The 25,868-nt window shown below is 68.1% G+C and carries 27 protein-coding genes and 1 pseudogene; 12 read left to right on the forward strand and 16 right to left on the reverse strand.

Annotated features, from left to right (window positions below; genetic code table 11):
- Positions 1 to 31: 31 nt before the first annotated feature.
- Positions 32 to 736: an SDR family NAD(P)-dependent oxidoreductase gene (locus ACFYW9_RS37940; RefSeq protein ID WP_389159629.1), complete on the forward strand. Its 705-nt coding sequence runs from the start codon at positions 32 to 34 to the stop codon at positions 734 to 736.
- Positions 737 to 1,159: 423 nt separating this feature from the next.
- Here the strand turns inward: ACFYW9_RS37940 and ACFYW9_RS37945 are convergent.
- From ACFYW9_RS37945 to ACFYW9_RS37955, 3 genes and pseudogenes are all read right to left on the reverse strand, one after another.
- Positions 1,160 to 1,694 (reverse strand): annotated as a pseudogene (locus ACFYW9_RS37945) (transposase).
- Positions 1,691 to 2,230, reverse strand: a complete 540-nt coding sequence (locus ACFYW9_RS37950) for a winged helix-turn-helix domain-containing protein (protein WP_389159630.1) — start codon at positions 2,228 to 2,230, stop codon at positions 1,691 to 1,693. Before ACFYW9_RS37950 ends, ACFYW9_RS37945 begins: the two are co-directional and overlap by 4 nt.
- Positions 2,231 to 2,871: 641 nt before the next feature.
- Positions 2,872 to 4,425, reverse strand: a complete 1,554-nt coding sequence (locus ACFYW9_RS37955) for a polysaccharide lyase family 1 protein (RefSeq protein ID WP_389159631.1) — start codon at positions 4,423 to 4,425, stop codon at positions 2,872 to 2,874.
- Positions 4,426 to 5,567: 1,142 nt separating this feature from the next.
- Here ACFYW9_RS37955 and ACFYW9_RS37960 point away from each other — a divergent pair.
- Complete coding sequence (locus ACFYW9_RS37960) at positions 5,568 to 5,969, forward strand: hypothetical protein (RefSeq protein ID WP_389159632.1); 402 nt, start codon at positions 5,568 to 5,570, stop codon at positions 5,967 to 5,969.
- 546 nt (positions 5,970 to 6,515) lie between these two features.
- Here ACFYW9_RS37960 and ACFYW9_RS37965 read toward each other — a convergent pair.
- A complete protein-coding gene (locus tag ACFYW9_RS37965) occupies positions 6,516 to 7,304 on the reverse strand; it encodes a GNAT family N-acetyltransferase (protein WP_389159633.1) in 789 nt (262 codons plus the stop codon).
- Between the two features lie 256 nt (positions 7,305 to 7,560).
- On the opposite strand from ACFYW9_RS37965, the gene ACFYW9_RS37970 reads away from it, so the two are divergent.
- Positions 7,561 to 7,854, forward strand: coding sequence for a helix-turn-helix domain-containing protein (locus ACFYW9_RS37970; RefSeq protein WP_389159634.1), 294 nt, complete (start codon positions 7,561 to 7,563; stop codon positions 7,852 to 7,854).
- A gap of 178 nt (positions 7,855 to 8,032) precedes the next feature.
- A complete protein-coding gene (locus ACFYW9_RS37975; RefSeq protein ID WP_389159635.1) occupies positions 8,033 to 8,305 on the forward strand; it encodes a hypothetical protein in 273 nt (90 codons plus the stop codon).
- Positions 8,306 to 8,403: 98 nt separating this feature from the next.
- Here the strand turns inward: ACFYW9_RS37975 and ACFYW9_RS37980 are convergent, their stop codons facing one another.
- A complete protein-coding gene (locus ACFYW9_RS37980) occupies positions 8,404 to 8,811 on the reverse strand; it encodes an Imm49 family immunity protein (protein ID WP_389159636.1) in 408 nt (135 codons plus the stop codon).
- Positions 8,812 to 9,054: 243 nt separating this feature from the next.
- Positions 9,055 to 9,501 carry a DUF6328 family protein gene (locus ACFYW9_RS37985; protein ID WP_389159654.1) on the reverse strand — a complete coding sequence of 149 codons (447 nt, stop codon included), beginning with the start codon at positions 9,499 to 9,501 and terminating at the stop codon, positions 9,055 to 9,057.
- A gap of 287 nt (positions 9,502 to 9,788) precedes the next feature.
- Here ACFYW9_RS37985 and ACFYW9_RS37990 point away from each other — a divergent pair, with 287 nt between their 5' ends.
- The 3 genes from ACFYW9_RS37990 (at position 9,789) to ACFYW9_RS38000 (ending at position 14,677) form a co-directional block, all read left to right on the forward strand.
- Positions 9,789 to 11,141 carry an acetyl-CoA carboxylase biotin carboxylase subunit family protein gene (locus ACFYW9_RS37990; RefSeq protein ID WP_389159637.1) on the forward strand — a complete coding sequence of 451 codons (1,353 nt, stop codon included), beginning with the start codon at positions 9,789 to 9,791 and terminating at the stop codon, positions 11,139 to 11,141.
- Positions 11,142 to 11,213: 72 nt separating this feature from the next.
- Positions 11,214 to 13,280, forward strand: a complete 2,067-nt coding sequence (locus ACFYW9_RS37995; RefSeq protein WP_389159638.1) for a CocE/NonD family hydrolase — start codon at positions 11,214 to 11,216, stop codon at positions 13,278 to 13,280.
- 1,028 nt (positions 13,281 to 14,308) lie between these two features.
- Complete coding sequence (locus ACFYW9_RS38000; protein ID WP_389159639.1) at positions 14,309 to 14,677, forward strand: VOC family protein; 369 nt, start codon at positions 14,309 to 14,311, stop codon at positions 14,675 to 14,677.
- A gap of 47 nt (positions 14,678 to 14,724) precedes the next feature.
- On the opposite strand, the gene ACFYW9_RS38005 is transcribed toward ACFYW9_RS38000, so the two are convergent.
- From ACFYW9_RS38005 to ACFYW9_RS38035, 7 genes are all read right to left on the reverse strand, one after another.
- Positions 14,725 to 15,564, reverse strand: a complete 840-nt coding sequence (locus ACFYW9_RS38005) for a transposase family protein (RefSeq protein ID WP_389159640.1) — start codon at positions 15,562 to 15,564, stop codon at positions 14,725 to 14,727.
- A gap of 58 nt (positions 15,565 to 15,622) precedes the next feature.
- Entirely contained in the window at positions 15,623 to 16,009 is a 387-nt protein-coding gene (locus ACFYW9_RS38010; RefSeq protein WP_389159641.1) for a hypothetical protein, read from the reverse strand.
- A 235-nt stretch (positions 16,010 to 16,244) separates the two neighbouring features.
- Positions 16,245 to 17,087 carry an RNA polymerase sigma factor SigF gene (locus ACFYW9_RS38015; RefSeq protein ID WP_389159642.1) on the reverse strand — a complete coding sequence of 281 codons (843 nt, stop codon included), beginning with the start codon at positions 17,085 to 17,087 and terminating at the stop codon, positions 16,245 to 16,247.
- Between the two features lie 1,315 nt (positions 17,088 to 18,402).
- Entirely contained in the window at positions 18,403 to 18,696 is a 294-nt protein-coding gene (locus tag ACFYW9_RS38020; RefSeq protein ID WP_389159655.1) for a peptidoglycan-binding protein, read from the reverse strand.
- Positions 18,697 to 18,720: 24 nt separating this feature from the next.
- Complete coding sequence (locus ACFYW9_RS38025) at positions 18,721 to 19,044, reverse strand: DUF6192 family protein (RefSeq protein ID WP_389159643.1); 324 nt, start codon at positions 19,042 to 19,044, stop codon at positions 18,721 to 18,723.
- On the reverse strand, positions 19,029 to 19,226 hold the full coding sequence (locus tag ACFYW9_RS38030; protein WP_389159644.1) for a hypothetical protein: 198 nt from the start codon (positions 19,224 to 19,226) through the stop codon (positions 19,029 to 19,031). The genes ACFYW9_RS38025 and ACFYW9_RS38030 overlap by 16 nt, the downstream gene beginning before the upstream one ends.
- Positions 19,227 to 19,448: 222 nt before the next feature.
- The gene (locus tag ACFYW9_RS38035; RefSeq protein WP_389159645.1) at positions 19,449 to 19,754 is read right to left on the reverse strand and encodes an ANTAR domain-containing protein; all 306 of its coding nucleotides are present in this window, start codon (positions 19,752 to 19,754) and stop codon (positions 19,449 to 19,451) included.
- 642 nt (positions 19,755 to 20,396) lie between these two features.
- Between ACFYW9_RS38035 and ACFYW9_RS38040 the strand changes: the two genes are divergently transcribed.
- From ACFYW9_RS38040 to ACFYW9_RS38060, 5 genes are all read left to right on the forward strand, one after another.
- Positions 20,397 to 21,107 carry a hypothetical protein gene (locus ACFYW9_RS38040; RefSeq protein WP_389159646.1) on the forward strand — a complete coding sequence of 237 codons (711 nt, stop codon included), beginning with the start codon at positions 20,397 to 20,399 and terminating at the stop codon, positions 21,105 to 21,107.
- Between the two features lie 430 nt (positions 21,108 to 21,537).
- Entirely contained in the window at positions 21,538 to 22,056 is a 519-nt protein-coding gene (locus ACFYW9_RS38045) for a hypothetical protein (protein ID WP_389159647.1), read from the forward strand.
- A gap of 206 nt (positions 22,057 to 22,262) precedes the next feature.
- Positions 22,263 to 22,613, forward strand: a complete 351-nt coding sequence (locus ACFYW9_RS38050; RefSeq protein ID WP_389159648.1) for an STAS domain-containing protein — start codon at positions 22,263 to 22,265, stop codon at positions 22,611 to 22,613.
- A complete protein-coding gene (locus ACFYW9_RS38055) occupies positions 22,613 to 23,545 on the forward strand; it encodes an anti-sigma factor RsbA family regulatory protein (RefSeq protein WP_389159649.1) in 933 nt (310 codons plus the stop codon). Before ACFYW9_RS38050 ends, ACFYW9_RS38055 begins: the two co-directional genes overlap by 1 nt.
- Positions 23,546 to 23,647: 102 nt before the next feature.
- Complete coding sequence (locus ACFYW9_RS38060) at positions 23,648 to 23,827, forward strand: hypothetical protein (protein ID WP_389159650.1); 180 nt, start codon at positions 23,648 to 23,650, stop codon at positions 23,825 to 23,827.
- Between the two features lie 222 nt (positions 23,828 to 24,049).
- Here the strand turns inward: ACFYW9_RS38060 and ACFYW9_RS38065 are convergent, their stop codons facing one another.
- From ACFYW9_RS38065 to ACFYW9_RS38075, 3 genes are all read right to left on the reverse strand, one after another.
- Complete coding sequence (locus tag ACFYW9_RS38065) at positions 24,050 to 24,811, reverse strand: transposase (RefSeq protein WP_389159651.1); 762 nt, start codon at positions 24,809 to 24,811, stop codon at positions 24,050 to 24,052.
- A 159-nt stretch (positions 24,812 to 24,970) separates the two neighbouring features.
- Positions 24,971 to 25,498 carry a phosphatase PAP2 family protein gene (locus tag ACFYW9_RS38070; RefSeq protein ID WP_389159652.1) on the reverse strand — a complete coding sequence of 176 codons (528 nt, stop codon included), beginning with the start codon at positions 25,496 to 25,498 and terminating at the stop codon, positions 24,971 to 24,973.
- 70 nt (positions 25,499 to 25,568) lie between these two features.
- A partial coding sequence (locus ACFYW9_RS38075) for a YihY/virulence factor BrkB family protein (RefSeq protein ID WP_389159653.1) occupies positions 25,569 to 25,868 on the reverse strand: 300 nt, incomplete at its 5' end.

Consider the following 25,868-nt stretch of genomic DNA (forward strand, 5'->3'; position numbering starts at 1 on the left):
TGCTCGATCCTACGAGAGGGAGTCGAGACACATGGAACGGATCTTGGTCATCGGCGGTGCGCGGGCGCTCGGCGCGGCCGTCGCGAGGCGTGCGGCGAAGGATGGGTACGAGGTTGTTGTCGGTGTCCGCGATCTGGCTGCGGCCGACGCGCTGGTGCGCGAGATCGGCGCCACAGCGGTGCGGGTCGATCTGCAGGACGAGTCGACGATCGCGGCCGCGGCGGAGCGGCTGAAGGACGGAATCGACCACATCGTGACGACCGGTTCGGCGCCGCACGATGTTCGCGCGACCGAGCTGGATCGCGACAAGCTGCTGGCCGCGTTCACGGCGAAGGTGGTCGGCCCGATGCTGGTCGCCAAGCACTTCGCGCCGGTCCTGCGGCCGACCGGGTCGATGGTGCTGTTCTCCGGTGTTGTCGGCTGGCGCCCCGGGCCGGGATCACTCGTCAAGGGCGTCACGAACGGTGCGGTCGAGTACGCCGCGCGCCACCTGGCGGCGGATCTGGCGCCGGTACGGGTCAATGCCGTCTCGCCCGGTGTCGTGGACTCGGGCGCATGGGATCGCCTTGGTGACAACAAGACCGCCTTGTTGAGCAAGAGCGCGGACGGGACCTTCGTCGGACGCCACGGCGAGGTCGACGACGTCGTCGACACGGTGATGTGGCTCCTGCGTGCGGGCTTTGTCTCCGGCGAGACGATCCACATCGAGGGCGGCGCCCGCCACAAGTCCGCCTGATCGGCAACGGCGTCCATCAAGCCGTACGAGGCAGCGTTCGCGAGCTCGAACGGATGCTAGCGGGCGGCGTGTAGAGGGTCGGCCGGGGCCCCGGCAACTCAGCCACGCACGCCAGGACTTCAAGCGCCAGAAAGCTCGATGACCTCTCGCAGCGAAGGTTGAGCAGCAACCAGCCCAGACCGGCCGAAGAACGCATCGTGAATGGGGGCAGTACGCCATCCTGAGTGCTATGCAAAGCATCGAGACGGTTCAGCGTCGGCTTGCGGCTCGGGAAGCGTCGCTGGCCAAAGCCCGGGAGCGGCTGGCACGCAGCGCGCCAGGGACCCCGGCCCACCGACGTGCTGGTTTGGACGTTGAACAGTTGGAGCGCGCGGTGCGCGGCCGGCGGGCGCACCTGGCTGAGCTCACTGCGGCGGCAGGCGGCTACTGAGGTTGTGGCCGTGGTGTCGTCAAGGTGAGGCGGGTTTCAGTGAGGCATCCGTCGATGAGGTTGCTGCGGTACTGGATCTGGCGGAGACCGTGCCGGAGCGTGTGCATCAGGTGGTCGGGGTCGGTGAAGGCGGTGTTTGCCTGGCTGCTGCGTCGCAGTAGTGACCAGATGCCCTCGACGGGGTTGAGGTCGGGTGCGTAGGCCGGCAGGAAGTAGCAGCTGATCCAGTCGTGGGTGTCGATGAACTGCCGCATTCGGCGGTCCTTGTGGACATTGAGGTTGTCCCAGACGAGCACGATGGGTGCGCCGAGTTGCTGGTGGGCGTCGATGAGGAGATCGCGGTAGTCGGTCCAGGTGAGGCTGCGTCTGCCGCCCCGTTTGTGATCGACGTGTCGTTTGGGCCGGTAGATCAGGCGTGCGCGTTGACCCTGCTTGTAGCAGGCGAGCGCGGCGCTGGGAGCGTCCGCGCACCCGGATGACGGGTGTGTGTCCGCGCCTGGCCCAGGTTCGGGCGGTGGGCGGCGTCATCGAGAAGCCGGCCTCGTCTTCGAAGCAGAGCCAGGCCCCGAGCGCCGCCACGGTGCTTCCACCTGGGGCCAGGTCTCCTTCACCCAGCCGGTGACGGCGTCCTCGTTGCGCTCCAGCGCGCGGCGGGCCGGGACCTGGTGACTGAAGCCGTGCCGGTGCAGCATCTGCGCGATCGCCGACAGCGTCAGGCTCTTATGGAACCGGCGCCCGATCAGCGTCTTGATCCGCGACAGCGTCCAGGTCTGGTCCGGCCAGCCGTGCGCTACCGGCCCCTTGGCCAGCTCCTGTTCGAGCACGGCGAACAGTGCCTCGCTCAGCTTGGGCAGTGAGACCGGTCCGGCGGACCGCAGCCCCTTTGCGCCGGCATCGTTCCAGGCCCGGCGCCAGCGCTGCACCGAGCGCACACTCACCCGTAAGTCCTTGGCGACCTCGACATTGGAGGCCCCGGCAGCGAATCGCTCCGCGGCCTCCATCCGGATGCGCTCGCGAAACGCCTGCCGTTCAGGCGTCAGCCCACCACCTTGCGGATATCTCACACAACCGGCATACCGCGACGATCACACATCGTCAGCCCCCGGCGACAACACGCCTCAAAGGTCAGTAACGGAGCGCAAGGACACGCACAACGCGCTGCGACAGGTTCACTCGATCACCGAGCGGCTCCCCAGACCGACGTACCGCGTTCCTGCGGGGAAACTCCGCACTCCCTCGCGGGACTCTCGCTGTGCCAAGCCACGTTTCAGTGGGTCAGCGAAATACGTTGGTTGACCAGAAAGGGGGAAGCGATGGCCGGCCCGGGTCCCGGAGGCCCCGGTAGGTCAGCGTCGCCGATGGCCATCAGCGATGTCTGGAGAAGCGGTCCTGAAGCGTGCCGGGCGGGCGCTGTCACGGTCCAGGTGAGCCGGGCCGCGCTGGCCGCGAACGCGAAGGAGGTTGTGTTGTTCACGAACGCGGCGCATCCCACGAGCAACGCGCTGTACCGGCGCATCGGTTTTGGCCCGGTCACTGACTTCGCCGCGTACGACTTCGGGCAGGCCGCTGCGGAAATCAGGTCAGGATCGTGCCGGGCACACCCTTGTCCGCTGGAGGACAGCCCGCTCGCCGCCCACGCGAAGGGGGTACTGTCTTGGTCCTGCCGGGAGTTCGTCTCCCGGCAGGACCGTGACGGCGGGTGCCGCTACTGGGCGTACGTCTCGAACTCGGCCACCTTCGGAGTGCCCGTTGAACCGGTGATCTCAAATGTGATCTTGCTTAGCGAGGTCTGCGAGAAGGAGATGACTCCGGAGCCGCTTCCGGAGGCCAGGACGGCGCCGGTGTCGGCGTTGAGGACGCGCCACGACCCGATGGCGCCTGCGGAGCCCGAAGCCTCCCGGATGTTGACCTTGGACACCGTGGTGGCGGAACCCCACTTGATCGAGATGGATCCGGTCGACGAGGCCGGTGACCAGTACGTGCTCAGGTCGCCGTCACGCACGTTGCCGTAGCTCGTGCCGGTGGCCTTGCTGGAACCGTCGGAACCGGCACCGATGCTGAGGTTGGTCCCGCTCGGCTGAGTCGGAGTCGAGGTCGGCGTGGGGGTCGGTGTCGTCGACGTGGGAGTCGGGGCCGCGGTCGGCGTCTGGGCGGCGCAGTTGCCGTTCGACACCTGCAATCCGGTTCCGGCTCCCGCTGTCCGGCTCACGACGTCCGGCACGCACGAAGCGGCGTCGAGGCTGTACGAGTAGGGGATGCTGACCGTGGTGTTGGACTGCGGGTTCGGGCCGGCGGGGTTGTTGTCGGTACCGGGGCTGGACCAGGTCACGTTGTCGAAGACGTTTCCGCTGACCTGCCAGTACCCGGCCGCGTCGGTGTAGAAGGTGCCGAGGACGTCCTTGGAGTCTTCGAAGTAGTTGTTGTCCACCTTGGCGCGCGCACCGGCACGAGAGTTGATGCCGGACTCGTTGAGACTCACGTAGTGGTTGTTGTAGATGTGAGCCGTTCCACCACGCAGCAAGGGTGCGCGGGAGTCGATGTTCTCGTAGTAGTTGTGGTGGAAGGTCACGAAGCCGTTCGAGAGGTCGCTCTCACTGGATCCGATGAGACCGCCACGGCCCGAATTGCGCAGGACGCTGTACGAGAGCGTCACGTACTGCGTGTTGTCCTTCATGTCGAAGAGACCGTCGAACCCCTCGGACTCGCCGCCGGACGCCTCCAGGGTGGTGTGATCGACCCAGACATTGCGGACGTCGGTCTCCATGCCGATGGCGTCCCCGCCGTTCGACGTGGGCGAGCCCGACTTCTTCACGTTCCGGACAGTCACGTTCTGGATGATGATGTTGCTGGATTCACGTATGTGGATGCCCAGTTGGTCGAAGACGGCTCCGTTTCCGACGCCTACGATCGTCACGTTGCTGATCTGCTTCAGCTCGATCACGCCGGCAGTCGTGTTGCAACTGCTGCCGGACACCTTGGCAGTGTTGGCGTGGTTGATGGTTCCCTCGACCTCGATGGTGATCGGCGTGGTGCTGCTGGCCCGGCCGCACAGCGCCGCGTGGATCGCGGTCCCTGTGGTGGCCCGCACCGTCTGCCCGCCCGTGCCGCCGGTGGTCCCACCGTTCTGCGTGGCGTAGCCGGTGGCGCTGCCGGTCGCCGCCAACGCCTCGTCGGGCACCGACAACACCACACCGACCGCGGCCGCGAGGGCCATCGCGGCCGAGGCCGCGGAGAGTCGCAGTGCGACTGATCGTCTCATTCTCATCTCCTGATTGGTCATGCGTTGTTCGAGTACGGGGAGCTGCTGGTGTGTGCGCGTGCTGCCCACCGAGGTCGTCGGCGTTGGGCCCGGCGTACGAGTGGCGTAGGCAGGGGGTGCTCCGGTCCGGGATCTCCCGCGCCGGCATTCGGCGGCCCGGGCATGAAGCCTGGGTCGCCCTGGGCGCGATCTCCGCCACGCCCCGCTCTCGACCCGTCGGCGTACTGCCCGACATCCGGTGGACCGGAGGGGATCAGCCGCCGTCACCGGTCGCGGTCGCCCTGTACGGCGGGCGGATGGCGCGATGTGTGTGCGTCATTGCGTGCACCCTTCGTTTCGCGGCACGCGGACATCGCGAGATGTCCTGTACCGGACCACCGGCGGTTCGTGCGCACGTCGCGGCGGCCTCCGCAACGGTCGGCTCTCTGAAATCGATCTACATCTGTGAAGAAAGCGCTTTCCGTCGGCAGACGATAGGGGGCCCTTCGTTGGCTGGCAAGAGTCTTGGCATGAACCTCCTTGCTTCGTAGTGAGGTTGCTGATTTCGGGGTGCCTGGATGGGTGCGATGCGAACGGCGCAAGCGCCCCGGCACGCCCCTCGTGATGGTGAAGGGCTTACTTGCAGTCGTCGCGGTGTGAACGTTTCTTCGTGAGGGCATCGCTGCGCGGCGGAGCCGTCTCCCGGGTGCGTCGCCGCAGACTGGTTCGCATCGCAGATGCAGACGCTGCTCGGCTCATGGACGGCTGCCACGGTTGGCGGCGAAGTCCGGTGGGCAGTGCCTGAACCCGGGCACGCGCGGCCCTCACAACCTGAGCAGCCGCGCACCCACCGAGCTGCGCCAGGCCGACGCTACTACTTTGCCCCTGTGGCGGCGCGAGGAACTCCTTGGCATACCGGTCCTGGTGTTTCTGGCTGCTGACGGTGAACGAACCCGGGGGACTTTTAGCAGGGTGTTTGCTTGCTCGGTGAGACGCGGATGCTGGTCCAGTCGGGGTCGCCGAGGGCGTCTCGGCGCCCTTCGTAGTCGCCGTAGAGCTCGTGACACGATCATGCGATCCAGTCCCAGTAGTCGTGTCGTGGTGGAGCGTGGGAGCGTGGCCCTGGATCGTGGGCGATGACCTGTGTGGGGAGGCGGGGCTGGATGAGCGTGGTGTGGGCGGCGACGTCGCCGGAATCGGGACTGTTCCATCCGGTTGAGAGACGTTCAGAGGTGAAGGATCTGTCGGACCGCTTCAACGACCTGCGCTCCCGTGGGCGGGGGTACGTCGAGGTTCGGTCGCCGAACAGGAAGTTCCCGGTGCTGATCCTGGCCTTCCGGGATGATCACGCGGTCGTCCATCTGATGAGTGACACCGAGCGGATGTCCCTGCTCGCAGGAGACGGCACCATGCCCTCGGGTGCCGAGGCCGAAGTCCCGATCATGGACGACCTCGCCGCGTTCACGGGCGACTTTGTCCTGGATATCGGTCGGGCGTGGGACCTGGTGCACGACTTCACCCAGACGCGGGCGGTCGGCTCTATGGGTGAGTGGTGTGAATTGTAGCTACAAGTGGCTCTGTTCACGAGAACGGGTTCTGGCTCACTTCCGTGCAGTATGTGGCCGGAGTGTCCGTGCACACGGGAGTGCCCGAGGCTTCCGAGTCGACAGCCGACGCAGGCTGACCATCAGGGATCGGAGTCTGGCCGCAGTGGCAGTCGGCCTGCCCGGGGTGCTTTGCGCGTTACGGTCCGGCCGCCTGGACGAGGGACGCCCTCTCGAGCTCGTCCGATGGAGGCCAGCCAGCAGTTCGTCGTCAGCCAGCAGACGTCGCACCCATGCCGCGTCGGCAACGAATGCCGCACGGCACAGGGCCCGTTCTGGGTGGTCTTTCTCAGGGCCGCTGACCGCCAGGTCCCACGCGTTGTCGGCGTCTGTCGGTGCAGCCAGGTCGGCGGCTACGAGCACGAGCCCGAACAACTCGTTCCAGACGTATCGACGTTCAACCTTCCTCCGTTCTTCTCACGACCGATGCCAAATCCCGCCGTGACGGCGACAGTCAAGCGCAGTACGCACGTTTCGAGCACGCCAAGACCGGGGGTTCGAACCCGGCTATTTCGGCCACGTCCGCTGATAATGCGTCGAGGTGGTGATCTCGTGGAAGCCGCACCGGCGCAGGATGGGCGCGCTGGCCGAGGACGCGTCGACGTGCAGCAACCGGAAGCCCCGGGCAACGGCCTCTCGTGCCCGAGCGGCGATCATGGCGCGGTAGAGCCCACGTCCTCGCCACTCCGGCAGCGTTGCACCGCCGAGCAGCGCGACGAAATCGGTGCCCGGCTCGTACACCGCAAAGGCGGCACAGGCCAGCCGCTCACCGGCCTCCGCGACCAGGATGGTGATCTGACCGGGATCCGCCGACACCCGGGCGCTGAGGTCGGTCGCGACCCAGGAGCAGTCGACTCCAAACACCTCGGTCTGAAGGTCGGCGAAGCGGCGCAGATCCTCAGCCTCGTTGACCTGCCGCAGCACGACGCCGCGGGGCAGGACCGGCTCGGCGGCCACCTCTTCGGCGAGGGCGAGTAGCACTGTCGCCGCCTCCTGCGGGACGAAACCAGCCGCGACCAGTCGCTCGGGAAGATCCGTGGGCAGGTCGTGAGCCCGAAGCTTCCACTCGACGCCCTGGTCACGGGCCTGGAAGAAGTCCCGCTGGCGCACGATCAGGCGGTCGAGCTCAGCACCGGTTACTCCGACGTCACGCGGCGCCCGGATTCGTCCCACGTGCCCACCGACGATCCGCAGGACCTGACCGTCGTACTCGTAGGTCATGCCGGACGGGACGGCGCCGGCCGGCATGCGCATCTGCGCGTCGTAAGCGGCCAGCAGAGCGGCGGTATCAACCATGGTCACACGATGCCAGACGAGCGCTACCACGGCTGCCGTCGACCACTCTCGACGAGATAGAACTCCCGCAACCGCGGAGACAGTCATACAGCAACAAGCATTCGGATAGTTCCAATAACCGACGTCACCATTTTGCCCGCCGAACGGATCGAGTGGCACTGGCAGCAGTCCAACATCCGTGTCACCGGACGCCTCCTGGGGCCCGCCCCGCCCGCCGGTACCACATGGGCCCACAACGCGAGGGGGCGGTGACGGGATGCGGTGGCAACTGAGGCTGAGGGAAGCCGAACGCGGCGTGTTCAAAGCCGTCGAGATGCGCCGACTGCCGGCGGCGGCCGGACTGACAATCAGCGCGGGCAAGATGTCGGTCCTGTGGTCCACCGGCGTGGCACCAGTGTCGATTCGGCTGGACGACCTCGAAATCATCTGCCGGGTGCTGGGCTGCGACGCGGCGGGCCTCCTCGTCCTGGACCCCGCACCCGAGGAACCCACACCCCGGACCCCACCGCCTCTGCCAGCCGCCGAGACCATCGGCGAGGCCTGGGCATGAACAACAGCCCATCGGCAGCCCGGCCCTCACTGCCGCCGGTGTGACAGCCGTGGACCCCGCCCCGCCACACACCCAGCCGACCCTGTCGGCGACAGGACATCAACAGCCGGACAACGCACGGGAGTTCGTGCGCAGCCGCGGCCGCCCCCGATTGTGCCCCGGCCGCGGGGTGCGGCCGGTGGCCTTCACCGTCCCGCGCATGGACGTCTGCTTCGTCTGCCTGCCCGGCGGACCGCACACCCCGCCACCGTGCACGGTCTGCGGCCACAGCGGCTTCTTCTTCCACCAGGGCCTGTGCACCGGCTGCCACCCCTACTCACCCGACCGCCGGGATGCGTGTCCGGACTGCTATGCCTGGGGGACCAGCGCGGCCTCGCGGTGGCGGTGCTGGGGCTGCCTGGACTGGCACCGCAAGTTCCCCAGCCAGGGCCCGGGCGGCCCGTGCACGTAGTGCAGGCGCACCGTCGCCCTCAACCGGGACCAGGCATGCCGGATGTGCTGGCTGCAGCGGGCCCGGCTGAGGCGCGCGACAGGAAACCCCCACGCCTCCTACGAACAGGCCCTCGGCTGCAGCCGTCCTTCGCCAACACCCGCCCCCAGGAACGCCGCCCCACCCCCGCTCGCGGTCGTGGCGGGTCTGGGCCGGAGCCGGTGGGTGAGGGCGCAGAGCCTGCGGCGGAGCCTGTCGCCGCTCTGCCGGCAGCCGTGCGCAAGACAGGCGAGGGCGGTCAGCGTGACGGCCCCCGCCGGAAGCAGGCTCCGGGCAGCCGGGTCGGCGCCGACGCTCTCGCGGCGCGCCACGAGTCGTTCCTCAAGGGCCTGCTCGAACGCGGCCCGGTCGTCGTTGAGGAGAACGCGCAACAGCCGCTGGTCCCCAGTCAGTGTCCCGGCCGCGCGGCATGTCGCCGCAGCGCATTTCGTGCCACCGGCCGAAAGCCCGACCCCACACGTCCTCAAGGGCCTGCTCGATCCGTTCTTCCGCGGCTGCGTGACGCGTTACTTCTTTGATCGTCATGCCAGCCATCCTGACAGTGCCACCGACAGCGCAGTCCCACTCTGCGTGCCGACCACTGTCCATCCGAGAACCCGGCTCCAACGACTTGGATTTGCCTAACCCGGCCTATCCGGGAGCTCAACGCTCCGCCCGGGATCGCCACAGTTCGCCTGCGCCGACCCCGGGCAGCCCGTGCTGAGGACCCGTCATTCCTTCTTCTCGACGTCCTCCCCCGACTTGCTCATCCGGAGCGCCAGCGGGATGACGAGCCACCACAGGCTGTAGAGCGCGGCCACCCCGGCGACGATCCAGGGCACGTACCCGTCGTCGTGCGTGGCGGTGCGCAGCACCAGCAGGAGCGAGGACACCATCGTGAGCAGCAGCAGGGACAGCCCGAGCAAGGTCATGCGGGAGGCCCAGACGACCGCTTGCGGCTTGACCTGCGCGCCGGAGACGATCCGGTGGAACGCCACAGGTCCGATCAACGCCCCGGTGGCGGTGGCTCCGAGGACGATCGTGACCATGTAGAGCGTCTGGTCCTGGTCCGAGAGCTGCCGGTAGGTCGGCGTGAACACCACGGTCAGCAGGAAGCCGAACAGGATCTGCACGCCGGTCTGCGCGACCCGGATCTCCTGGAGCAGATCGCCCCACATCCGGTCGGCACGCTCCTGGGCTGACTCGTCCCGTCCGTCGCCCGGTCTGTCGTCCTGCTTCTGGCTCACGCCGTTCCCCTCTCCCGGTGGTGTCCAGGCCGCCGCACGCGTGCGGACCGCACCCCCTGATGTACGTACACGTGGCCCTTCGAGTACCCCGCCCACGCGCCCTCTCACCAGCCGGTTCCCCCGTGCGTCCGACGAGCCGCGTTCCGGGGCCGTCCGGTCCGGAGACCCGGGACGGGCGACGGAGGTCTTCCCGTTTCCGTCGCATGGGGGAGATCTCCATGGGTACCCCGGGTTCTTCACCAACTGCCTGCCGAGAGGACGACGTGCCGAAGAAGAACATTTTTGTGATCGGTCTGGACGAGGCCAACCTGCCCACACTGACCGAGGTTCCGAACGCCCGGGAGCTGGCGTTCCACCCCCTGCTGACCATCGAGGAGCTGCAGGGCGGCGAGGTGTCCGTGGCCGAACTGCTGGAGAAGGCACAGGGCCTGCTGGACGCGTTCGACGGGACGATCGACGCGATCGTCGGCTATTGGGACTTCCCCGTCAGCACCCTGGTGCCGATGCTGAGCGAGCGGTACGGCACACGCAGCACCAGCCTGGAGTCGGTGGTCAAGTGCGAGCACAAGTACTGGAGCAGGCTCGAACAGGAGAAGGTGACCGACCGGCATCCGCGCTTCGGCCGGGTCGACCTGACCGCCGAGAAGCCGTCGCCGCCGGAGGGCATGAGCTTCCCGATGTGGCTGAAGCCGGCGCTGTCCTATTCGTCGGAACTCGCCTTCGGTGTCGACGACATCACCGAGTTCCGTGAGGCGGTGGCGGACATCCAGGGTGGCATCTCCCGGGTCGGCCGCCCCTTCGAGTACATCCTCGACCAGCTCGCACTGCCGCCAGAGATGGACGGCGTCGGCGGCGAGGTGTGCCTGGCCGAGGAGGAGATGTCCGGCATCCAGGTCGCCGTCGAGGGCTACGTCGACCACGGCGAGGTCACCGTCTACGGCGCGCTGGACTCGATCAACTATCCCGACTCCTCGTGCTTTCTGCGTCACCAGTACCCGTCCACGCTCCCCGGGCCCGCGATCAAGGAGCTGCACGACGTCACCCGACGGGTGATGGAGCAGATCGGCATGGAGGCGGCGACGTTCAGCGTCGAGTACTTCTACGACCCGCACACCGGGCGGATCAGCCTGCTGGAGATCAACCCGCGTCACTCGCAGTCGCACGCCGAGCTCTTCCAGTACGTGGACGGCGTGCCCAACCACCACGCCATGGTCAGCCTCGCCCTCGGCCGTGACCCCCGGATGCCGCACCGGGCGGGCCGCTACGCCATGGCGGCGAAGTGGTACCACCGCTGGTTCGCCGACGGTGTCGTGCACAACGTGCCGACCCTCGACGACCTGCGCCGCATCGAGCGGGAGATACCGGGTACGCGCATCGACATCGTGCCCTCCGAGGGCTCACGCCTGTCGGAGCTGCCCGGTCAGGACAGCTACAGCTATGAGCTGGCCCACATCTTCACCGGTGGCGACACCGAGGAGGAGCTCCGGGAGAAGTACGACCGGTGCGTGGCCGCTCTGGGGCTGACGTTCGACGAGACGACGCCGGGCGGCCGTGACGAGAAGAACGGCTGAGCCGTCGGCCGCGGCCACCACGACCGGCCCGAACGGACCCGGGCACGGCGAGGAAAGGAGCAACACCAGCACATGCGTTTCGTGACCCAACTGCCGTACGCGACCAAGGAAGAGGAGCACGTCGCCATCCCCATGTCCGACGGCGTGGAGCTGTCGGCGAGGATCTGGCGTCCCACCTCCTCGGACAGCGAACCGGTGCCGGCGGTGCTCGAGTACATCCCGTACCGCAAGCGCGATCTCAGCGCCGTGCGCGACTCGATCCACCACCCGTACATCGCGGGGCACGGCTACGCCTGTGTCCGCGTGGACATCCGCGGCACGGGCGAGTCGGAGGGGGTACTGACGGACGAGTACCTGGAGCAGGAGCAGAGCGACGCTGAGGAGGTGCTCGCCTGGCTGGCCGCTCAGCCGTGGTGCGACGGCAGCACCGGCATGATGGGCATCTCGTGGGGCGCCTTCGCAGCCCTCCAGGTCGCGGCACGGCAACCCCCGAGCCTGCGCGGCATCGTCATCGCCTCGTTCACCGACGACCGGCACGCGGACGACATGCACTACATGGGCGGCGCCCTGCTCTCCGACAACCTGGCCGAGGCGGGCACCATGTTCGCGTACGGCACCTGCCCGCCCGATCCGGCGATCGTCGGGGGCCGGTGGCGGACGATGTGGCACGAGCGGATGGAGCACACGCGCCCGTGGGTGCTGGAATGGCTCCGCCACCAGCGCCGTGACGACTACTGGCGGCACGCGTCGGTCTGCGAGGACTACACGGCGGTCCGCTGCCCCGTCCTCGCCTCCAGCGGATGGGCCGACGGCTACTCGAACGCCGTGACCCGTCTGCTGGGCAACCTGGACGTGCCGCGCAAGGGGCTGATCGGCCCGTGGTCCCACAAGTTCCCCCACCTGGGCGAGCCCGGACCGGCCATCGGCTACCTCCAGGAGGTCGTCCGCTGGTGGGACCACTGGCTCAAGGGCGTGGACAACGGCGTGATGGACGGCCCCATGCTGCGCACGTGGATGCAGGACAGCGTGCCGCCGTCCACATCGTACGAGGAACGGCCCGGCCGCTGGGTCGGTGAACCCACCTGGCCGTCCCCGCACATCCAGGAGGTTACGCACCCGCTCGCACCCCATCGCATCGGGCCGCCCGTCGAGAACGGCGCGCCCCTCGCGGACATCGGCACGGACCGGCCCGAGGCCGCCGAGCCCGAGCCCGTGACCGTGCAGTCCCCCCTCTCGGTGGGCCAGTTCGCGGGCAAGTGGGCCTCCTACAACGCCCCGCCGGACCTGCCCTACGACCAGCGTGAGGAGGACGGCGGGTCCCTCGTCTTCGACAGTGACCCGCTGACCGAGCGCCTGGAGATCCTCGGATCTCCGACCGTCGAACTCGATCTCACGATCAGTGAGCCGGTCGGCATGGTGGCGGCGCGGCTGTCCGACGTGAGCCCCGACGGAAGCGGCACCCGCGTCTCCTACGGCATCCTCAACCTCACCCGGCTCGGCGGCACGGACACGCCCGAGCCCGTCGAACCCGGGCGCCGCTACCGGGCGAAGGTCCAGCTCAACGGCGTCGGCCAGGCGTTCCCGCCCGGTCACCGGATCCGGCTGTCCCTGTCGACGTCGTACTGGCCCATGGCCTGGCCGCCGCCGAAGCCGACCCTGCTCAGCGTGTACGCGCACGCCAGTACCCTGAGTCTCCCGGTGCGGCCGACGGACGAACCCGACGAGATGCCGGCCAGTCCGTTCGGCGAGCCCGAGGGGGCGCCGCCCATCACGTCGGCCCAGCTCTCTCCGCGTGAGGAACGCTGGGAGGTCAAGCGCGATCTCGTCGGCTACAACGCGGAGTTGGAGATCGTGAAGGACCGGGGCATGGTCCGAATCGACGACATCGCCCTCGACGTCGGCCTGCGTGCCGAGGAGCGCTACCGGTCCGTCGCCGAGGACTTCACCTCGGTCAGCGGCGAGTCCGCGTGGACCATGCGGTTCCACCGGGACGACTGGGACGTCCGCGTGGAGACCCGCACCCGACTCAGCTCGGACGAGGACGAGTTCTTCGTCGACGCGACCCTGGACGGCTACGAGGGTGACCGGCGCGTCTTCTCCCGGACGTGGAACGAGCGGGTGCCGCGGGATCTGCTCTAGCTCCCGCGGGTCCGGTGCCCGCTGAGCCAACGCCCTTGCCCGGGGCGGCTGTTCGGCCGCCCCGGGCATCGCCGTGCCCGCTCAGCCTCAGGCGTGGCCGTTCGGATGCAGGACGACCGGCCCGCCGGGTCCGGCCGAGAGTGATGTGCGGGCTCCAGCGTCGGGGTTCGTGGAAGGGGTTGAGGGTGTCGGGTGGACTGTCCGAGGCGACCGCCTCCCACACCCGGCGGTGCAAACTCGCCAGCCCGGAGTCGAGGCCCAACGCCCAGCCCAGCACCGAGGTGGGCCGTTCGAAGCGGACCACACCGGTAAACCGCACCGGTCACGGCAGAGCGGCAGCCACCTCGGCGAGTTCCCAGCGAATCGGAGCAGTCAACTCCCCGCAGGCGGCCAAGGCGAGGTGGGGACTATTGGTCGGAGATTGGTGGCGCGCCTGAGAAGGCAGCCCCGCATCCGCCAGCCGCCGCCAAGCCTCCCGGACAACCAATCCGCCGCCTCATCCAGCAAAGCCTCGACCGTGCGCACCGCCGCAGCCTACCGACGATCCCCGAACTACCCCGCAGGCGCGGGGACGACACGTTCGGCACCGTCCTTCCGAGTCCTGAGGAATATACGGAGGCGGAAGACGCCCTCCGTCAGCTCCAGGACGTCCTTGCGCGCATCATTGCCGACCCGGATTCCAGCAGTGCTGGTTGCGGGGCCTCGCCGGCGGCGCCTGGTGCGTGAAGCTGGTGGAGGGCGAGAAGGGCCCGCAGGCGGAGAACGTCGTTCGCTGTTGACCAGAACCGAGGCAGACAAGCGGGCCCTGGTGTTGTGCCGGGGCCCGCTTGTGTGACCACAGTGTTCAGTGAAGCTTCGCCATCTTGAAGTGGCTGGTCAGCGGGGTGGCGTGACCTCGTTTCGGGGTGCTCGTGCTGGTCGTGGGCGGCAGTCTGTGTTGTAGATCGTCCGGCGGGGTGGTTTTGCCGATGAGTTCACCGTCCTCGAACGGTCTACCCAGCGACACGACCGTTCTCGACAGGAGTGCCATGTCCACCATCCAGCCAGTGATCGTGACTGCCGACCAGGACGTTCTGCTCGGCTTCTATACGAAATTGTTCGGCGCTGAGGAGATCTTCCGGGTACCGGCGGAAGGCCCGGCCTTCTACCTCGGCCTGCGCATCGGCGACACCGACCTCGGGCTGGTGGCCAAGGCGAACCCGGGGACCGGGGCGGCGTCGCGGATCCTGCTCAGCATCGGTGTCGACGACGTCGACGAGACGCTCGGCCGGGTGGAGGCGCTGGGCGGCTCGGTCAGCAGCGGCCCCAACGACATGCCGTGGGGACAGCGCGTCGCCCACATTAAGGACCCCGACGGCAATCCGGTGAACCTCACTCAGCCGATCCCGGCCCGGTGACGCTGTTCCGGGGGCATGTGCTGATCGTGGGCTACCTGCGGTAGAGATCAATTGTCGGTAGTGGCTTCGATGTTCGTCAGGACGAGCAGAGCGCGAAACAGGTGGGTGGCGCGGGCGGGGTCAGTACGGAGCTTGGTGAGGATCCGCCAGTTCTTCAGGTGGGCAAAGCCGCGTTCGACGGGGACGCGTCCGGCGGCCAGGACCCGGTTGGCCTCCTTCTCGGCGGATGCGAGCCTGCGGGCGCGGGTGGCCTTGAAGCCGGTGACGACCACGGGATCGTCCCCGTCGTCGTCCAGGCCGAGGAAGCCCAGGTCGGCCAGGGCGCCGAGGCCGGCAGCACGCAGGTAGGCCAGGATGCGGTCGCGGCGGGCGGCGGTGATGTCGTGGGTGCGGCCGGGCCGGGCGGCCGATATCCACACCAGACGGCCCCGCTCGTCGGTCATCGCGATCACGTGCAGGCCGTGGCGGTGGTGCTTGCCGGAGTAATTCGGGCGGTTCGCCTCTCCGGTACGGCGCTGGGTGGGGATGAGGGCGCCGTCGATCAGGACGACCTCGCCGCCCCGCCGGGCGATCTTCTTCAGGGCGCGGTCCAGGCGAGGGGCCTTCGCGGCCAGCAGGTGGATCAGCTCGTCGCGCCAGCGCCGGATGGTGGTGGCGGAGATGTCGTTGCCGCCGGCCATGTCGGCCAGGCGCTGATCGTGCCGCAGCACAGCCAAGACGATCACCGCGATCCTCCCGGGCGGCAGCGCCCGCCACCTCGACCGTATCGCTTTGAGATGGCGTCGCAGCAGGTCGGTGAGGTAGTGCAGGGTGTGCGTGGACAGCGGCAGGCGGCACTGGTAGACCAGGGACACGGTGTCTCCGGCGTGCTCTTTGGTTTTCGTCACACAATTCCAACAGTCGCCGGGGGCAACTTGGTTACGCTCCGATCGCCGCGCGGACCGGTCACGGGCGGGTGGTGAACTTCCCGTCGGGTCGTTTGTGCAGCCAGCCGCGGTTGGCCAGCTTCGTGGGTTTCCCGCGCAACGGCTCCAGCTTGCCCCGTACCCCGGTGTCCAAGCCCAGCACCTCGCCGATCTGCCGGGTGGCGACCGGGCCGGCGGCCTGCCGCACGGCGGTCAGGGTGCGCTGGTACTCCCCCGGCAGTGCGGACTCAGCCACCCCCGGCCCACGGTCCGGGACCAGCCGTACCGCCCGACCTGCCACCTGGACCACCGGCGACCCGGCCTCCGTGCGCTCGTCGGCGAGTTGCTCGCTCATCCGCTGCCACACCCGCTCGGCCACGGCCAGCTCATCGCGCTCAGCTCGTACCTCCGACAACTGCTTGACCAACTGCTCTTCGAGTCCGTCCAGCTCCGCACGCCGCGGCGATCCGCTCCAACACCTCGGGATCCATCATGGGCCGGAGCGTAGGAGCGGCACCCGCGACGACGGACGGGAATCCACAAACCCACTCCCGCCAGACGATCTACACCCCAGACTGCCGCCCACGACCAGCACGAGCACCCCGAAACGAGGTCACGCCACTCCGCTGACCAGCCACTTCAAGATGGCGGAGCTTCATTGCTTACTGGGTGGTGAGCATGCCTTGGCGGAGTTTGGTGAGGGTGCGGCCCAGGAGGCGGGAGACGTGCATCTGGGAGATGCCGAGGTGTTCGCCGATCTGGGCTTGGGTGCATTCGTCGACGAACCGCATGTGGATGATGCGCCGCTCGCGTTCGTCCAGAGCGGCGATCATGGGGGCGAGGGCGTGGAAGTCTTCGACGAGTTCGAGGGCGGGGTCGTCGGTGCCGATGTAGTCCGCGAGGGCGGTCTCGCCCTCGTCGCCGGTGCTGATGGCCGCGTCCAGGGAGGAGGAGACGTAGCCGTTGGCGGCGATGCGGGCCTCGTTGACTTCTTCCTCGGTCAGCGACATCAGCTGGGAGAGCTCTGTGACCGTTGGGTTTCGTCCGAGGCGGGTGCGGAGTTCCTCGGTGGCCTTGGCGAGCTGGACGCGGGCTTCCTGCAGGCGGCGCGGGACGTGGACGGCCCAGGTGGTGTCGCGGAAGAAGCGCTTGATCTCACCGGTGATGTAGGGGATGGCGAAGGAGGTGAACTCGACTTCGCGGGTGAGGTCGAAGCGGTCGATGGCCTTGATGAGGCCGATCGTGCCGACCTGGATGACGTCCTCCAGCTCGCCTGAGCCCCGGTTGCGGAAGCGGGATGCCGCGTACTGGACGAGGGAGATGTTCATCTCGATGAGGGTGTTGCGCGCGTACTGATGCTCGGGGGTGCCCTCTTCGAGAACGGCGAGGCGGTCCAGGAAGAGCCGGTTCAACTGCCGGGCATTCTTGGGGGAGACCCGCGACGGGTCGGCGATCTCCGGCATCTGTTCTGTCGCCGGCGCGCTCTTCTCGGTCACCATCGTCATATCGGGCCCCTCCCACTGTGTACGTCGCTGCCCTGTGTGCTGTGTACCGGTCAAAGCCCGGCAGGGGCGCCTCTACCCGGCATGCCTGGTCGCATGCCAGCCCGACCGTGCCGAAAGCGCCGAAAGACCGAGAGCCGTACAGGGGTGGACATCTGAACCAGAACTCAGTGCGCATCCATGCTCCTCGGACCCGCCTGCCCCCTTCACAACGACTCCCAAGCGGCGCCTGCCTGAGGCGATGTGGGGCAAACGGATGAGGTGAGCTGACGCAAGGAGGCGCTCCCATGAGCGAGGGCGGCAAGGCTCGTGCGACAGATCGTCCAGTCCCCAGAGACAGGCCCGATCAGCAGGCTGCGAAGAACGATCCGCTTGACATCGAGACAATGGTGCGCCACGCCCGACAGGCCGCGCAGACGTCGCGGGCGGCCGCGAGCCCGTTGATGACTGCCTGATCAAGGCGCGCATCCGGGCTGGCGGTGCTCCGGTAGGTAAGGCGGGGCATTGCGTCTGCCGTTCGCCCAAAGCGACGTGGGTTTGTGGGGGCACAAGGCTCGACTGGTCTGACGGCGAGTGATCGCTGGGGGCGTTCTTCTTGGCGGCTTCCACCGGGGCGCCGAGTTCTGTGAGGCGGCTGCGTCCCATCACCTTGCGGAGCTCGGGGACCCCCTCCTTCCTTGACGTGAAGGAAGGTCCACTGTCCGTCTTGCCGTGCCGGCATGCGCATCTACGAGTACCCGACGCTGTGCGAGACGCTCTTCGGGCGTCGCCTGTGCGGCAGATAGCCAGGCTGCCGGAGGGGAAGTGATGCGGCGGTCCGGGCCTCAGGGGGGCTCAGCGACCCGGACCGCCGTACTCCCAATCTGGTCCCGAATTCCGGCTGCCGCCATCCCGGCAGGGCCACCCGTGGGAGCGGGCCTGCAGGAGTGGTGCGGCCCGGGTCTGCAGAGCCGCAATTACGGGCCCGGGCCGCGTGTGAGGGCCTGCACCCCTGGTGAAAGCAGGCCCTCGGCTGAATGCGCGTCGGCCACGGCGGGCGGGCACGGCCGGCGCGCATGGTGTGAACGACGGGGCCCGCGGGTTCGATACGGCCCTGGTGATCAAGAAGAGGGAGGTGTGCCGAGGGGCCGAGCATCGCGGCAGGCCCTCTGTTCTTGTAACTGTCGTCTTCATGCCCAGCCAACCGGGAACGAGCGCTACGCCGACACCCACGGCCCTGTCAGCAGACCGCCCCAGCACAGCAGGTGGCCCGGTCCCGCAGATGGCACGGGGCCGGGCTCAAGCTGTGAGGCCCCAAGACCGGGCGCGGGTCAGGTCCTCAGCTCACGCGCATCCGAGGGGTGAAGCCGGAAATGCCGCGCGTGATGTCTCTTGTAACGATCTTCATCGTGGACGGACACGTCCACCTCTGAGGGCCGTATACGCCGTCCACAGGGATCCCAACCTGGGCTTGGAAGTCCCGGGTAGCCTGCGCCGTGGCCGGTCCGTACTTGCCGTCAATGTCCAGTCCGTTGGCACCAGCGCACCAACGGAGCGTACTTTGGAGATTAGCGGTGCCACCGGTGTCGCTGACGTACAGCGTTCCGGTGCGGGCCGGCCGATCCTTCTTCAGACCGGCTGTGCCCTGCGGATGTGGTCATCGGCTCGGTAAGCACCGGTTCTGGGCTGGCGGGTGGGGCGCGGTGACCTTCTCCTGCGGGGGGATGGGCATCTTCGTCTGGGATCCGACCCGGCGCCTGGCGTCGCCCAGAGTCCAGTGGGTGTTGCCGCCGGGGAGATCGTCGATCGCGGCGAACCGTTCCGCGTCGTCGTCGATGCGGGCCAGCACCTGGTGGACCGTGAACGACTCCGTCTTCCGGCGCCGGTCGGCCGGCCAGCGTGATGCCGTCCCTCGGGCCTCTTCGACCGTTGCCACCGGCAGGCCGATGTCTCTGGCCAGCCGGGTCAGGGACTGCTCCACCGACCACGCGGCGCTCGCAGTCGGCCTGCCGACCCGGTCCCCGTCGGCTCGATCTCCAGGGCCCGGTCCCCGATCGTGAACTGCGCCTGCGTCAGTCGACCGGCCGCACTGCGCAACTCAGCAACGATCTGCTCGTAGCGGAGCTGGCTGACGGCTCCGACGTTCTCGAACTCCTCGGACATGGTCACTACCCAAGCGCGGTTTGGGACAAGGCACTTCGGCCGTGAATGGAGCGGACTTTGCGTCCGTCGCCAAGAGTCACACCAGTAGTCCTGGGATCGCAACAAACGATTGCAAATGACCGGTATTGCGTTGAGTTGGGATCGCGATGCGTTCGATGAACGCTCCCTGTGACCAGCCTGCGAACGGTCTCTTCCGGCGTCCCGCGGGCTGAGGGGCACGGCTCATGCCTCGCTGTGCGGGGGCTGTGGGTTCTGCGCGAGCTGCCGTTCCAGCTCTGTGCGGACGTCGGTGCACAGTTTCCCGGTGCGGGCCCATTCGATGATCAGTTCTGACACGTGACGGAGCTTGATGTTCGTCCGCTGGGAGATCTCCCGGAGCACGTTCCATCCCTGCTCTGGCGTCAGCTGGCCTACTGCGAGGACGACTCCGATGGCCTGGTCGACCACGGCGTGCGAGCGCATCGCCTCGTGCAGCTGGGCATTCTCACCCTGCAGCTCCTCCACGAGTCCTGCTGCGCGTTCCTCCACGTGTTCCTCCAGTGAATCCTGAGCAGCTGGATCCGATTCGAAGGCATGGAATCCGCCCCCACCCTTCGCAGTCGCTCCTGACTGGTCACCGGCTCTGGCATTTCTCTGCCCCGACCGCGCCGGAACCACCCCCGCACAGGACCGTTCAGAGACCTAGATCACCACGTTGGACCAGGGGGGACGACCGGAATCGGCCGGGAACCAGGTGCGCCGGCCCCCAGGCCGCGTGGTCGGCCGGCGTCCGTCGTGTGGGACGGGCACGGGATGAGATGCGAGCTTGCGCAGGTGCGTCCGTCTCCCGAACAGAGCTGCTGCGTCGGCGGTGGTAGGCAGAGCGGCGCAGAGGTGCGGATCGCGCAGTGGCGAACGTCATGAATTCCTCTTCGTACCGGCGCTTCATCCGAGATCCTGTTCGTCATCCACACTCTGAAGACGCTGTGGCAAAAGGATTACGTCCCACCCCGAGAAGGAGAGACCTGGTCGCCTCAAGCGATCCCTGCCGGCCTTGCCGAACTCTTTTCCGCTAGCCGGGCGACGGTTTACCGCGTCCTCGAACGCACTTGCCCACACTGACCGCGTACATCCTTCGCCAGGACCCGGGTCAAGATCTGCACCGTCCGCCCACGTGCCATGGAGAGTCCCGTGAGAAGCCCGTACGGCTCCGCCTTCAACCCGTTCGCCACCACCTTCGGGTCATGCTCGGAATGCCTCAACAGCCATCCGCTGTGGCCGGGGCGGAAACACCACGTGGACTGGGATGCCTCGGAATCGATCGAGCGTGACCCCGATGCGATCCGGAGTGCCCTTGAGGTCCTGGCGGCAGCCGCGGATGGATCACCTGCATGCAATGAACCGGTCCTGCGCACTCTGGTTACCTCGACCTATGAGGCTATGGCTCAGATGCGCATGGGGGGATGGGCGCAGCGTCAGTATCGCAAGCGGCGTCAGAGCGGGCAGGACCCGATGCTTGCTCAGGAGACAGTGCTGTATGTCTTCCTGACGATGACGTTGATGTGGTCTTCGATCTACGCTGCGACATCCGGGCAGGGCGTGGACAAAGTGCTTGAGTTGGTCACGGATCGCGCAAATGCTGCTGCGACGTCCCTACCTCAAGAGCAGCGACAGGCAGCTGAATCTCTGCTGGTGGCTGCGGTGCAACAGGCGCCAGAGCACGGAGAAGAACTTGGAGGACTCTTCTCGGCGTTGCGGCTCAGCTGCCGAATGCTTGAGAAGCTGTCCCTGCGCCTTCGAGGCAACAAGATCGACAATCAGGTCGGCATCCTGCTCGCCGCGGGAAACTATGCCCTCTGCGCCGGGGTGTTGGTGGCCAGATTGGACACCAAGTATACGTAATCAGTCCGGTTCGCTCTGGTGTGGTCGTTACTGCCGGCGGCGGCGTGCACGGCGTGCTCGAGTACACCCTCGAGGGGCGTGCGGGGGCCTGGTCCGCGTCTCCGTCGCCACGCCGGGATGACGGCGGCATAGCCTGGGCCCGGTTCGTCCGCGGCAGCAACTCAAAGACAGGCAGCCCGGCCCCGCCAGAGTGCGACGAGGGGCCGGGCTACGTGTGAGGGCACGAGACGGGGCAGAGGCTGCGTGAGCGGGCCCGTTCCCCGTCGACCTGGACGCCGAATCGCCGCACGTCCTGGTCTGCACCGCCGGTGGCGGCGGCACCACGACCCTCCTGCGCACCCTCGCCGCCCAGCTCCTGCACCGCGGCGCCCACACCCTGGTCCTCGACATCAAGCGGGTCTCCCACCGGTGGGCGAAGGGCCTGCCGACGGTGACGTACCGCGCCGACATCCACGACGCCCTGGTCGGCCTCGCGGTCGAACTTCGGCGCCATATCGACCACGCCGACCAGCACGGCGACACCGACGACCTGCCACGCCTGACGGTGGTGTTCGAGGGAGCCGACCACACCCTGCGGAAACTGGCCCGCCCCTGGGACACGGTGCGCCAGGAGGACGACCCGAAGACCTCCCCGGCCGTCGACGCCCTCAACGAGCTCCTCTTCGCCGGCCGCCAGGCCCGCATCCACGTCCTCTTCGACGGCCACCCCACCGCCGACACCCTCGGCCCGGGAGGGCACGAACAGTTCCACACCGTGGTCCTGGGGCGAGTTCCCACCAGAACCTGGAACCGGCACTCCCCGCAGACCGGCCCCGCCCCGAAGGGCACCACGCATCCCGGGCGCGTCCACGTCGTGCTGGGCGTCACCGCCTACCAGACGCAGGTGCTGTTCCTGACCGACACCGAAGCGGCCGAGTGGGTCGCCGCCACGACGGCCGGAGAGAACTGACCCCAAGTCGGACACACCGTGGGCCCGGGGAGGTCAGTCATCCTCGGGGCCCGGCATATGGAGTCGCCTTGTCCAACGACAGCGCGGCCCCGGCGTTACAGAACCAGGCGTGTCTGCCGCCTGGATACACTGCCCAGTCGGGAGGAGCTTTTCCTCTGTCTGTGCCGGGACGGTCGGCAGGCGGCTTGATGTGAAGGAGTCCGAGCGTGGATGCCCCACATGTGGTGGGTGGGCCCGCCCCGGTGCCCGGGAGGGCCGCGTTGGAGGTGAGCCCGTTGCCCGGTCGTTCCGGGATACGTGCCCGCGGTGAGATCAGCGTCCTCACTCGCCCGTCTTGGGAGCAAGCCCTGTCCGAGCTGGCCCAGCGGCACACGGGCGTGTCATATGTGGAGCTGTCGGATGTGGCGTTCGTCGACGTGGCGGGGGTAACCGCGCTGGCGGTCACCGCCATGAACCTGCCCGACGGGAGGGTTGTGGTCGAGAGTCCCCCGCCGCAGTTGCCGCGGGTTTTGGCGATATTCTGGCCGGGCCTGGACCGGATCGAGGTGGCTCTGTGATGAGCACGGTGACCACCCACGAGGCGTTCGTGCACCCTGCCCTTTTCTACCGCAACGAGCAGGAGTACACGCGGCAGACGGTGGCCTTCCTGCGCGAGGGCCTGACCAACGGCGAGCCGATGGCCGTGGCGGTGCCCGGCCCCAATCTGGAGCTGATCAAGGCAGGTCTGGGCGGGGACGCCGAGGGCATCCTGTTCCTGGACATGACCGAGGCCGGCCGCAACCCGGGGCGGATCATCCCCAAGGTGCTGCGCGGATTCGCCGATGCCCACCCGAAGGGGCGTGTGCGGATCATCGGCGAGCCGATCTGGGCCGGGCGCAGCGCGGTGGAGTACCCGGCGTGCGCGCAGCACGAGGCGCTGATCAACGCCGCGTTCGAGGGCCGGGCGGTGACGATCCTGTGCCCCTACGACGAGGTGCGGCTGGAGCCGGAGGTGATCGCTGATGCGAAGGTCACCCACCCGACCGTCATCAGCGGGGATGGACGTGAGTCGGTCAGCGACGTCTATGACTGGCAGGCGGTCGTCGATCGGTACAACCAAGTGCTTGCGCCTGCACCGGACGCCGCGGCCTTCTCCTACGGTGGTGAGGACCTTCCGGCGGTCCGCCAGTTCGCTCTCGCTCAGGCGATGCGGCTGGGCCTGGCCGGAGAGCGGCTGATGGATGTGGAGCTGGCGGTCGCGGAGCTGACGACCAACAGCGTGGTCCACGGCGGAGGCCGCGGGACACTCGCGGTCTGGGCCGAGCAGGGGCAGCTGGTGTGTGAGGTCCGCGATGCGGGCCGGCTGACCGATCCGCTGGCCGGCCGCCGCCCGCCGGAGCGCGGCCAGCTGGGCGGTCGGGGTCTGATGCTGGTCCACTACGTGGCCGACCTGGTGCGGCTGCACACCGGCGACGACGGCACGACCGTGCGCTTCTACCTCAGCTTGTGACAGCGCGCGTGGGCGGCCGCCTGTCCGGGTGGCCGCCCGCCCCGCTTCTGCTTTCACGCCGCAAAAGGGAACGAGCAGTTCTCCACCGTGATCCTGGGCCGGGTGACCACCCGCACCTGGAACCAGCTCGCCCCGCACATCGCCTCCACCCCGAAAGGCAACACCCACCCCGGCCGCGTTCACGTCATACAGGGCTGGAACACCCACCACACGCAGGTGCTGCTCCTGACCGACGTCGAAGCCGCCGCGTGGGTCGCCGCCACGGCGGCCGGTGAGAACTGACCCCGGCCCGGACACGCCACGGGCCCCGGGGAATCAGGCATGACATCTCCGGGGCCCGGCTTTATGGAGTCACGCTGTTCAACGACGCCGCGACATCCGCGTCACGCACGCGCCACCCGGTCTCCGGTGGGAGCGCTCAGCTTTCCTCGCCCTGTGACGGCTCTAAAGGGTGTTGCACAAGGCTCTTCTCGGGCAGGTCGGGATGGTGTCTGACCTGGTGTTTCACCTGGTGAGGGCGAGGTTGTGCATGGTGGCGACGGCTTGGACGGCGTGGTGGAGGCCGTCTCCTTTCTGCCGGCAGTCGCGGAGGATCTTCCAGTTCTTCATGCGGGCGAAGGTGTGCTCGACGCGGGCCCTGACGCGTCGGTGTTCGGCGTTGTCTTCCTCCTGCCCGCGCAGGAGGGGCCGTCCGGCCCGTTTGCGGTGCGGGACGATCAGCCCGGTGCCCAGGTAGGCGCCGTCCGCGAGCACCGTCGTCCCGGCCGCCGCGGTCGGCAGGTCCGACTCGCGCCAGACGTGGGCGTCGGCCTTGTTGCCCGGCGCGGGCCGGGCCGAGGCGATGACCAGGCGGGTGTCGGCGTCGATGATGACCTGCACGTTTGCCGAGAACCGGTAGTTGCGGCTCGAGGCGCCGATCTTCCGGTCACGGACCGGGATCAGGGTGCCGTCCACGATCCACAGGCGTTCGGTGTCCGTCATCGGTCGTGGTGCCGGCTCCAGGGCAAGCAGCGGGCCAAGCCGCTGGACGGCCCGGCAGACGGTTGCCGAGGAGATGCCGAACAGCGGGGCGAGCTGGCGCATCGTGAGGTTGGTGCGGTAGTAGACGGCCGCCAGGAGCACCCGGTCCGCCAGCGACAGGCACCAGGGCCGGCCGCCACCCGGACCGTTCCCGCCCCGCTCCCGAACCACCTTCACGAACCGGTCCATCCGCAGCCCGGTGAACGTCTCCACCCACAACGGATCAGCCCTCAACACCCCACCCATACAGGAGAAATACCCTGATCATGACCTTGTGCGACACCCTTTAGTGCTCATCGGGGAGTCCAGGCTGTCCGGTGACTGCGCGAGTACCCCGAACCGTGGAGTTCAGGAGAAAACGATCTGGCGCGAACAGGGATGCACTGCGGGGTCGGTGCGGGGCCGCTACAGGCAATGCCGCAGCAGACGCGGGACATGCAACGTGAGCCAGGCGCTGCCGAGGCCGATCAGGGCACCGGCGGCGACATCGGTGGGGTAGTGGGCGCCCGACTGCACTCGCTCGACGGCCAGCAGAGTGGCGGGCACTGCGCAGAGGGCGCCCGCCAGCGGCCACGCGGGGGTGACGGCGGCTGTGAAGGCCACGGCGGCCGCGGTGTGGCCCGAGGGGAAGGAGGAGGAGTCGGGCCGGTCCTCGACCTCATCGTGCTCGATCCACTCTTTGGGCGGACGGGGCCGGTCGACCAGCTGCTTGCCCACCCCGTTGGACACCAGTTGCGCGACGGCGAGCGCGGCAAGCCCCGAGACTGCGGACCTGCGCCCGCGCCATCCGCCGAACACCGTCATGGCCGCCGCGGCGCCGCACCACAGCTTGCTGCTCTCCGCCGTCTCCTCCACCGCCGACAGCAGCCGGCCGATGGCGGGTGGAACGCGGGCGGCAGCCCGCTGTGTCAGATGCCGATCCGCTTCACTCAACCCCGCTATCAATCTCATGAGGTGCGGATTTCCCGGACGATCCAATACATACCCACCCGGCACCCGGCGGTCATTCTTCGCCTTCGCCCAGGCGGCGCAGGTCGTCCTCGTCCCATTTCCGGGTGTCGCGGGGCTGGGTGTAGGGCTCGGCATCGGGCGGGAGCCCGCCGGCGATGGCCCGCTGGCGCACCGCCTCGGCGTCGAACTCCAGGCCGAGGAGGATGGCCAGGTTGCTGATCCACAGCCACACCAGGAAGACGACGACTCCGGCCATCGTGCCGTAGGTCTTGTTGTACGAGGCGAAGTTGGCCACGTAGAACGCGAATCCGGCGGAGGCGATCATCCAGATCACCAGGGCCAGGAAACTGCC

The organism is Streptomyces sp. NPDC002698 (assembly GCF_042888945.1).
Classification (GTDB): Bacteria; Actinomycetota; Actinomycetes; order Streptomycetales; family Streptomycetaceae; genus Streptomyces.